This window comes from Lentilactobacillus sp. TOM.63 (assembly GCF_030361045.1).
Taxonomy (GTDB): domain Bacteria; phylum Bacillota; class Bacilli; order Lactobacillales; family Lactobacillaceae; genus Lentilactobacillus; species Lentilactobacillus dabitei.
Map to the genome: position 1 here is coordinate 1 of NZ_JAUCAP010000091.1, position 9,080 is coordinate 9,080.

7 protein-coding genes are annotated in these 9,080 nt (G+C 44.4%); 6 read left to right on the top strand and 1 reads right to left on the bottom strand.

Going from position 1 to position 9,080, the window contains the following annotated elements:
* The first annotated feature begins 91 nt into the window (after positions 1-91).
* The 6 genes from QUF07_RS12370 (at position 92) to QUF07_RS12400 (ending at position 7,557) form a co-directional block, all read left to right on the top strand.
* Positions 92-1,210, top strand: coding sequence for a 5-methyltetrahydropteroyltriglutamate--homocysteine S-methyltransferase (locus QUF07_RS12370; RefSeq protein ID WP_289427658.1), 1,119 nt, complete (start codon positions 92-94; stop codon positions 1,208-1,210).
* 615 nt (positions 1,211-1,825) lie between these two features.
* Positions 1,826-3,169, top strand: coding sequence for an APC family permease (locus tag QUF07_RS12375; protein WP_289427660.1), 1,344 nt, complete (start codon positions 1,826-1,828; stop codon positions 3,167-3,169).
* 17 nt (positions 3,170-3,186) lie between these two features.
* Entirely contained in the window at positions 3,187-3,972 is a 786-nt protein-coding gene (locus tag QUF07_RS12380) for a cyclase family protein (RefSeq protein WP_289427662.1), read from the top strand.
* A gap of 275 nt (positions 3,973-4,247) precedes the next feature.
* Complete coding sequence (locus QUF07_RS12385) at positions 4,248-4,679, top strand: hypothetical protein (protein WP_289427664.1); 432 nt, start codon at positions 4,248-4,250, stop codon at positions 4,677-4,679.
* Between the two features lie 107 nt (positions 4,680-4,786).
* Positions 4,787-5,518, top strand: a complete 732-nt coding sequence (locus QUF07_RS12390) for a hypothetical protein (RefSeq protein ID WP_217163751.1) — start codon at positions 4,787-4,789, stop codon at positions 5,516-5,518.
* A 749-nt stretch (positions 5,519-6,267) separates the two neighbouring features.
* On the top strand, positions 6,268-7,557 hold the full coding sequence (locus QUF07_RS12400) for an O-acetylhomoserine aminocarboxypropyltransferase/cysteine synthase family protein (RefSeq protein ID WP_289427666.1): 1,290 nt from the start codon (positions 6,268-6,270) through the stop codon (positions 7,555-7,557).
* A gap of 327 nt (positions 7,558-7,884) precedes the next feature.
* Here the strand turns inward: QUF07_RS12400 and QUF07_RS12405 are convergent, their stop codons facing one another.
* Entirely contained in the window at positions 7,885-8,823 is a 939-nt protein-coding gene (locus tag QUF07_RS12405; protein WP_289427668.1) for an L-lactate dehydrogenase, read from the bottom strand.
* Between the last annotated feature and the right edge of the window lie 257 nt (positions 8,824-9,080).

The window sequence follows — 9,080 nt, forward strand, 5'->3', positions numbered from 1 at the left end:
AAATGCAAAATACCCATCAAACGCGTGAAACATGTGTTTGATGGGTATTTTGTGTATTTTTATGAATAAATCAGGTAGAGGAGTGGTCAAAATGACAGTAGCAATCAAAACAAAATTTCCAAATCGTTTCGATGAAGTAGGTAGTTTATTACGACCGGCAAGATTAAAACAGGCCCGGGCAGATTATGAGGCGCACAAAATTACCGTAGATGAATTACGGAACGTTGAAAACGAAGAAATTAAACGGATTGTGAAGAAGCAGGTTGAATTGGGTCTCAAAGACGTAACCGATGGTGAATTCCGCCGCAGCTGGTGGCACTTGGATTTCTTTGCTGGTTTAAAAGGGGTTCAGTATTTTGTTCCAGAACATGGCTTTATTTTCCATGGCGAGGAAACTCGTAAAGGTGGGGTTAAGTTTACCGGCAAGATTGAATATAATCCTAACCACCCATTCTTTGACGGCTTCAAATTCTTAAACAGCATTGTGCCAGATGGCGTCACTGCCAAGCAAACGATTCCCAGTCCCGATGTCTTCTTCCCGAACAAGGGCGCTGAGGTCTATGACGATTACTACAAGGGTGACTTTGAGGCTCTGCTCAATGACGAAATTGAAGCCTACAAGCAAACCGTTCAGCATTTCTACGACCTTGGTTGTCGATACTTACAAATTGATGACACCTCATGGGGTATGTGGGCCAGCTTCTCTAACGGCACGTTGAAGCCTGAATTAAAGCTATTGGCCGAAGCCGCCGTGAAGGCAATTAATGCCATTGCCGACAGTAAGCCGGATGACTTAACTTTAACGATGCACGTCTGCAAGGGTAACTACGATTCAACTTGGGCCGGTGCAGGAGCCTATGATCCGGTGGCTGATTACTTGGCTCAACTCCACATCGATGGTTACTTCTTGGAATATGATGACGAGCGTTCCGGCGGCTTTGAACCCTTGAAGAAGATCGCTGACAATGGTCGGGGTCAACGGGTGGTCATTGGCTTAGTTACCACCAAGAAGCCTGAATTAGAAACTGAGCAATTATTAAAAGAGCGAATCAACAAAGCCAGTCAGTTTATTCCACTGAATAATTTATGCTTGTCACCTCAATGTGGGTTTGCCTCAACGGAAGAGGGCAATCGCCTGACTGAGGAAGATCAGTGGAACAAGTTACGATTAGTGATCAAAGTAGCTAAGAGTGTTTGGAAAGACGCTTAAAAATCGAAAATAATGAAATAAATCCATGAGAAGAAGAGTAGTTGCGAGCATTCAAAGAAAGAGAACCCGGTCGGTGAGAAAGGGCATTGAAGGTTCCAATGAAGATGAGCTTTGAAAGGCATCATGTTGTTAACGCAGCATGATCGGCAGGGACCGTTATCCTCCCGAATATCAGAAATGGTATTGATGAGACATAGAGTGTGACAAGGCCTGGTTGGTGCGGTGTGTAAGGTTAAAATGATTAAAATCCTGTTTTTGGATTTAAATCATTTTGGGCTTACATGTTAGCACCAGGGTCGTCGGAGCACGTTTAGAGTGTGATGCCAGGCGGTTAGGAATCGGAGCATAAGTTGCCGTTTTCTAAAATCCGGGGGTTTCGGATTTTGGAAAATGGTGCTTATGTGCAGATTCCTGCCTGGAAGAACACGTTTAATGTGATGAAACTCTATGTGAACAAGGGTGGTAACGCGACAATTCGCCCCTTACATGGCATGAATAGCTGTGTAAGGGGCGTTTTTTATATCTCATATTAAGGAAGTGATGCAAGAGTCAATTCATGCTTTTGAAATTATTTAAATTTATTCAATTAAAACAAAATTTCTGGAGGTTTTGCATATGGCAGAAAATGTGAGTCCAGCTTCATTAAAAGTCAGCTTAACAACAAAAGATTTATTGATTTACGGAATTACTTTTATGATTCCGGTCGCCCCATTAGCTTTCTATGGGTCATTTCTACAACCAGCTAACGGCATGGTGGCCTTGGCATATTTAATTGGGATGATCGCAATGCTGTTCACCGGCTTTAGTTATGCGACCATGTCGGCACGTTACCCATTTTCCGGTTCGGTTTATACTTACGTTCAGCAGGGTACCAACCGGGGCTTAGGCTTTATTGGTGGCTGGGGAATTACCCTTGATTATTTCCTGATTCCAACGATTACTTATTTGATTACCCAGTCATTTGGTGAATCGCTGTTACCCGGCGTACCAGGTTGGACATGGATCGTCGTGTTGGTGCTGCTCAACACCTGGGTCAATATTCTTGGTGTCAACGTGGTCACCAAAGTCAGTTGGGCATTGTTTGCCCTTCAAGGAATTGTGTTGTTGGTGTTTGTAATTGGTACCCTTCACCTATTGTTTACCGGTTCAATTCAACCAAACGCCGTTGCTTTTTATAATCCCGCTCATTTCAACGTTTCTGGTGTTTTGCAGGCAACTGGAATTGTGATTGTGAGTTATTTGGGCTTTGATGCCATCAGTACGTTATCGGAGGAAGCTGAAGATCCCCACCATTCAGTTGGCCGGGCGATCATTCTTTCCATTGTCGGGATCGGCTTGTTATTCGTTGTGATTACCGCGCTAGCAGGATTTGTGGCCCCTGATTATCAAAATTTGAATCCTAATACGGCTTTCTTAGGAATCCTGCAGCGAGTCGGTGGTACTTGGTTAGTTAAATTAGCTGATATTACCATCATCCTCTCATTTGGCTTTGCTAGTGGTCAGGAAGGCCAGACCGCCATTTCCCGGATTCTCTACGCAATGGGTCGCGATGGCATTTTGCCACGTCAATTGGCCGTTTTGCATAAGAAATACCGCACGCCAGTTGTTGCGATTGTTCTGGTTGGTGCCATTTCACTTGTGCTTTCTTTGACCTTATCCCAAGCAACGGTTTCCAATTTGGTTAGTTTTGGTGCCTTGTTTGGCTTCATCTTATTGAACTTGTCGGTTGTCTGGAAATTCTACATCAAGGGCGATCACAGTTCGATCTTGTCCGCCATCAAATATTTGGTATCACCATTAATTGGCTTTGGTGTCAGCACTTGGATTTTCCTAAGCTTAACTCCAGAAGCAAAGATCGTCGGGGCGGCTTGGATTGTGGCCGGCATCGTCATCTTGTTGGTACAAACCAAGTTCTTCACGCAGCGGACACCTGGATTGGACTTTTCAAATAAGGATTAGTAAAGGAGAAAATGATTATGACAACTAAAACCGCAGAACCAACAACCAACGTTACTAAAACAGAAAATGAACAATTACTTCAACAAACCGTTGAGCAATTAAAGAACTTCAAGTGGGTTGATTTGACCCACTCATTTGGGCCAGAAAGTCCGCGCTTTCCAGCTTTTGCCAAGCCAAAATTCAACACGATTTTTACCCACGCGGATGGCTTCTTCGTTAAGGAATATACTTTCTCAGGTCAATTTGGCACTCATTTGGATCCACCGATTCATTTTGACGCCCATCAGGATACCTACGTGGAAGATATTCCGCTCAAAAAGTTCGTCTTACCGCTGGTCGTCATTGATCGCTCAAAGGAAGCCAACGCAAATCCAGATTCTTCGTTGAGTGTTGCTGATATCAAACAGTGGGAAAAGAAACACGGCAAGATTCCGGAACATTCATTTGTAGCACTGCGAACTGATTGGGGCAAACGTTGGCCAAGTCAGAGTAAGTTTGAAAACTTGGACGATGCTGGCCAAGCTCATTATCCAGGTTGGGATCTTGACGCATTGAAGTTCATTTACGAACAACGAAACGTCACGGCAAATGGCCATGAAACGTTTGATACCGATACGGCAACTAAACAGGAAAACGGCTTAGTGGGTGAGTATTATGTCTTGTCCCATGGCCACTATCAAGTGGAACTACTTGATAATTTGGACCTGGTTCCGGCTACTGGCGCTTATATTCACATTTCCGTCCCTAAGGCTGAGAAGGCACCTGGCTTTCCGGTGAGGGCGTATGCGGTGGTGCCGGAGTGAAGTTGTCACCAGTAGAACCCTTACAATAAAATAATTGGTATTGGAAATAGACTTCTTTGGTCATCGGGCCGATGAAGTCTATTTTGTGGATTAGAAGATTTGGCGTGTTTAAAGAGAAACAATCAAGGAATAGTGAGTTCACCAATTTATAACGGGATTTGAATTGGTTTTATAGCGTGTGTAATAGTTGACCTGCTCACAAGTAAACATTTATCATAGGTATGAGGGAATATTTTAATTAATAATTTTGTTATTTGGGTTGAGGAGGAAGTTATATGAATACAGTGGGAGTACCGCACCGCTTCAAATGGTTAGTTCAAAGTTTGTTGCTCATATTATTTAGTTTGATGGCAATTGTTCTAGTCTCTCAGCAAGCTGCTGATGTAAAGGCTGCGACAGCATTTGAGCAAACGCTGGTAACGGATCCATTGAGAAATCTGGCAAATAGTGAACCAGTGACTAGTCAAATTAATGAGTTGCAACAAAATGAAGCCGCTAATGCCAATGATGCGTTGCTAATTGGAAGCGGCATCACTTATTCGAATGGAGGGACTACTGGTGGCCCGTTTCATCCTGGGGATCTCATTCATTTAGTTGCTCAAACTAAGGTACAGGGGACTGGAAATTATTTTTCAAATGGTCATGCTAGAATATTGGATGTGCTCACTATTTTAGGACAGCTTTTCAAAGCAGGGATCTGCATGTAAGCAACTCAAGCAAAAATTCCCCAACCCGGAATTTCCGCTTAAGGCGACTTACACTCCGACTTCTAACCGCTTGGATCTGCTCACTATTTTTTACGGAGGAATTACATATGAAGGAAACTATTCAGAAATCACTTTTCGTTTCACTTGCAGCTCTTGGATTATTTACCGCTGTTACAACGACTAACGCCAGTGCTAGTGCCAAGAAGACTTATCCCCACATTACGATGAATCGGGTATTGGACACCAATCCTTATAATCGGAATGTCAACTTTACCGGGACTAACGCCCTCTATAACAAAGTTGGAACGTTGAAGGGTGCCCGCGTCGTTGCCACTAAGACGACCGTTAAGGCGATTGCCAACTCAACTAACTCTAAGGACAACTTGCGAGCATATCGGGTTGCCAAAACCAGCAAAGGGTCCGTTTATTACAAAGTGATCTCATTTGATGGAAATTACCGCGGCTGGGTATACGGCGGTAAGAGTACTCAATCATTTGGCGGTGGTCTTGAAAGTTACACGACCTTCACCGAAGGCACTTTGACCGACAGTCAGAAGACTACCTTGTATCGGATTGCCAATCCCGGCATTGCCAACGATGGCAAATCCGCAACCTATTCACAACCTCACTTCACGCAATACACGTTGAACCACGACGATCGCCAAGTTGATAACACGACAACTTATGGCGATGCCCGCTTCCACATCGACCAGATCGGAACTCGGACTCGTGAAGGGGACACTTGGGTTCATATTGTTGCCACCGACCCTGCCTATACGGTTGCCAACGGCTGGATTATGTTGGCTGGCTTGACAGCTGCTTCTCCAGTTGCCAACTAACACTGAGTATCGCTAGTGCTGAGAAGTCGAGCTGATTCAAATTAAATTCAAAAGCACATAAAAAATCATCTCCACTCATTTCTGAATAGGGATGATTTTTATTTTCTTGATTATTTCGGAATATAGTTCTCACCAAAGTACTTTTCACTGACTTTCTTGGCCGTGCCGTCCTTTTGAATCTTGGTGATGGCAGCGTTAATTTGCTTTAGTAGTTTGGTAATCTTTCAAAGCAACTATTCGGATAGGACCGCTTAATATGAGTGACTGCTTCCATTCCATTTTCAAAAAATACATTGACAAGCTTAACGGCCTGTATTAGGATTTAACATAACTTAAAAGTTAGACGTTGATGAGAAGAGTAGCTAATTTATTAGAATTAAAAGAGACCGTCAGTTGATGAGAAGGCGGATTCGATCGATTAGTGAAGATGAGCTCGTAGTCATGTGGCAAGTGAAAGCTTAACACACGGGTGGAGTGCGATACGACTCCGGATATACCTTTTTGGGTGTGTCTTTGAGGTCACCATGCGCAATTGTGGTGATAATACTGGGTGGTACCGCGGTAATCGTCCCTGTTCGGAGAAATCTGAGCAGGGATTTTTTTGTCGACTGAAATAAAAGGAGGCCTGCAGCATGTTACAAATTATCGTCCACTATCGGCATGCCGGTGGCGTCGCGTTGATGTGTCAAAATTAAATGAATCAAATCTGTAAGATGAGTAAATAAATGAATTAAAAAAGGATGATAAAATTGGCAGATAATCAATTCGACACACAACGACTTCACGCGGGTTACGATCCAAAAGAACATTTAAATTCGCCATTGCCGCCGATCTATCAAACGGCCGCGTTTGCCCTTGGCGATACCGACGAAGCTGAACAGGTTGCGGAAGGTAGTAAGGAAGGCTTCACCTATTCGCGGGTGGCCAACCCAACCGTGCGGGCATTTGAGAATCGGATTACGGCTTTGGATGGGGGGATTGACGCCGTTGCAGTGGGGTCTGGCATGGCAGCCGTCAGTTATGCGCTGTTAAACGTTGCTGAAGGCGGTGGCCGAATTATCGCGCCGACGAATCTGTATGGGGCCAGTATCGATGAATTCCGGTCAATCTTTCCCAAGTTTGGTATTCACATCGACTTTGTGGATGATATCAATGATTTTGCCAGTGTCAAATCACTGATCAAGGCTGACACCAAAGCCATTTTTGTGGAAAGTGTCGCCAATCCCAGCACCGACATTGCCGATATCGAGAATCTGTCAACCATTGCCCATGAGGCTGGAATTCCGTTGATCGTTGACAATACATTCCCGACGCCGTACTTGTTCCGGCCATTTGATTTTGGCGCCGACATTGACGTTTATTCCTCAACCAAAGCGCTCAATGGCCATGGGAATGTCGTGTCCGGGATTGTTGTTGACCACGGTCAATTTGACTGGGGCAATGGCAAGTTTCCGCAGTTTACCGAGAATGAATTTACCCTTGAAACGGGGGATGGTCAGCCGGTGAGCTTCAACGAAAAGTTTGGCTCGGCTGCGTTTATTTCCCGGGTCCGGATCAAATATTTGCGACTGTTTGGGTCGGTCATGAGCCCATTTGATGCGTACCTGGCGCTATTAGGAGTGGAAACCATCACTGAACGGTTGGATAAAGAGGTTAGCAACGCAACGGCCATCGCTAAATATTTGAAGGCCGAACCCCACGTCAAGAAGTTGTACTATGCCGGAATCGACCAAAGCAATCCGTTGGTCAAGAAATACTTCCCAAAAGGCATCGGCGCGATCTTATCGTTCGAGGTGGCCGGCACTGAAAAACAAGTAGACGCTATTTTGAACCACGTCAAAGTCTTTACATACTTGCCGAACGTGGGTGATGTTCGTTCCCTGATCGTCAATCCGGTCAAGATCACTCACCGAGAAATCCCAGCCAGCTTGCGGGAACAACATGGCTTGAATACACGGGTGATCCGCTTGTCGGTTGGCTTGGAAGATGTTGACGACTTGATTGGGGATTTGAAACAGGCGATTGCTTCGGCGTTTTAGGGCAAAATAAAATCACCAGACTGGGAAATCCAATCTGGTGATTTTTTGTTTTAAAATTAATTTTCAGTTATTCTGCTATATGGATTAGGACAGCTCCTCCAAGCAGTAACCTGCACGTAAGCACCATAAGCAAAAATTCCATAAACCGGAATTTCCGCTTATGGCGACTTACGCTCCGGTTACTAACCGCTTGGCTCCGCTCACTTTTATTAGGACAGCTCCTCCAAGCAGAGATCTGCGTGTAAGCACCTCGAACAAAATTCCCAAAACCGGAATTTCCGTTCGAGGCGACTTACCCTCCGATCTCTAACCGCTTGGCTCCGCTCACTAATCACCTAACGAAGCCACCGTATCTTCAAATCGAGTCCGAATATAGTTAGCTGATTCAGCCAGTTTTTCCTTTTCTTCATCGGTGAGGTCCAAATGAACTTGTTCTTCAATCCCGTCACGGCCAACGATGGCTGGGTAGGAGAGGTAAGTGTTGTATTCTTCATGCCAGTTGGAAACGGGGAGTTCAGTGTGGGCATCGCTCATGATGGTCCGGGCTAATCTTACTGCGGCTGAAGCAATTCCGTAGTTGGTGTACAGCTTGCCATGGAAGACGGTGTAACCACCGGCCTCGGCGATTTCATCCAATTCAGTTAAATCAATGTTGCGTTCTTTGGCAACTTTGGTGATGGGATGACCTAAGACCCGCACGGCAGACCAAGCAGTGAATTGTGAGTTTCCGTGTTCGCCTAAGTTGTAGCCATCAACTGAACGAGGGTCAATGTTTAATTCTTGAGCAACCGCCCGCTTCATTCGAGATGAATCGAGTAAGGTTCCGGTTCCCATCACATGGTTCTTAGGAAGGCCCGTGTACTTTTGGTACATGGTGGTGATGACGTCACATGGGTTGGTGATGTCGATTAAGATCCCGTTGAAGCCGGATGTTTTGATTTTAGCGGCAACGTCCTTGACGGCTTGCTTGGTAAATGGTAATTCAACGAACCGGTCATGTTTTGGATTATCTTTCTGTAAGCTGATTTTACCAACAGCCGAAATGATCACGTCGGCATCCTTTAATGCATCATAATCGTTAACGGTAATTTTAGTGTGGAAAGGCAGGTTTGCTAAAGCATCGGTGAAGTCGGTTGCATCGGCGTTTACCTTTAACTCGTTCGTATCAATTAAGACAATTTCGTCTGTGAACCCACCATTAATTATGTAATTTGCTACCGTGGAGCCAACGTGGCCCATTCCAATAACGCCAACTTTTCTTGTCATATAACATCCTCCTGTTATTCTTATTGTTTTGTTATTTTTAACCTAATATTATGTATTTTCCACAAATCTTTGAATGGATTCGATTCTCATAAAATGAGACGAAACTCAGCCCAAGCAAAGGGTTGTAGCAGCTCGTTACCGTCCCTTAACCAGGATTTAATTATTAGATTAATTATCATAAGGTAGATTGTAAAATTAATCCGAACGCTGTTCGGACAAAAAAGATCAGCTTCCTTTAAAATGGTGTTTACCACAAA

What these genes read in the sequence shown, in the direction of transcription:
- QUF07_RS12370 (WP_289427658.1), top strand. Translation starts at nt 92, where the DNA reads ATGACAGTAGCAATCAAAACAAAATTTCCAAATCGTTTCGATGAAGTA.
- QUF07_RS12375 (WP_289427660.1), top strand. Translation starts at nt 1,826, where the DNA reads ATGGCAGAAAATGTGAGTCCAGCTTCATTAAAAGTCAGCTTAACAACA.
- QUF07_RS12380 (WP_289427662.1), top strand. Translation starts at nt 3,187, where the DNA reads ATGACAACTAAAACCGCAGAACCAACAACCAACGTTACTAAAACAGAA.
- QUF07_RS12385 (WP_289427664.1), top strand. Translation starts at nt 4,248, where the DNA reads ATGAATACAGTGGGAGTACCGCACCGCTTCAAATGGTTAGTTCAAAGT.
- QUF07_RS12390 (WP_217163751.1), top strand. Translation starts at nt 4,787, where the DNA reads ATGAAGGAAACTATTCAGAAATCACTTTTCGTTTCACTTGCAGCTCTT.
- QUF07_RS12405 (WP_289427668.1), bottom strand. Translation starts at nt 8,823, where the DNA reads ATGACAAGAAAAGTTGGCGTTATTGGAATGGGCCACGTTGGCTCCACG.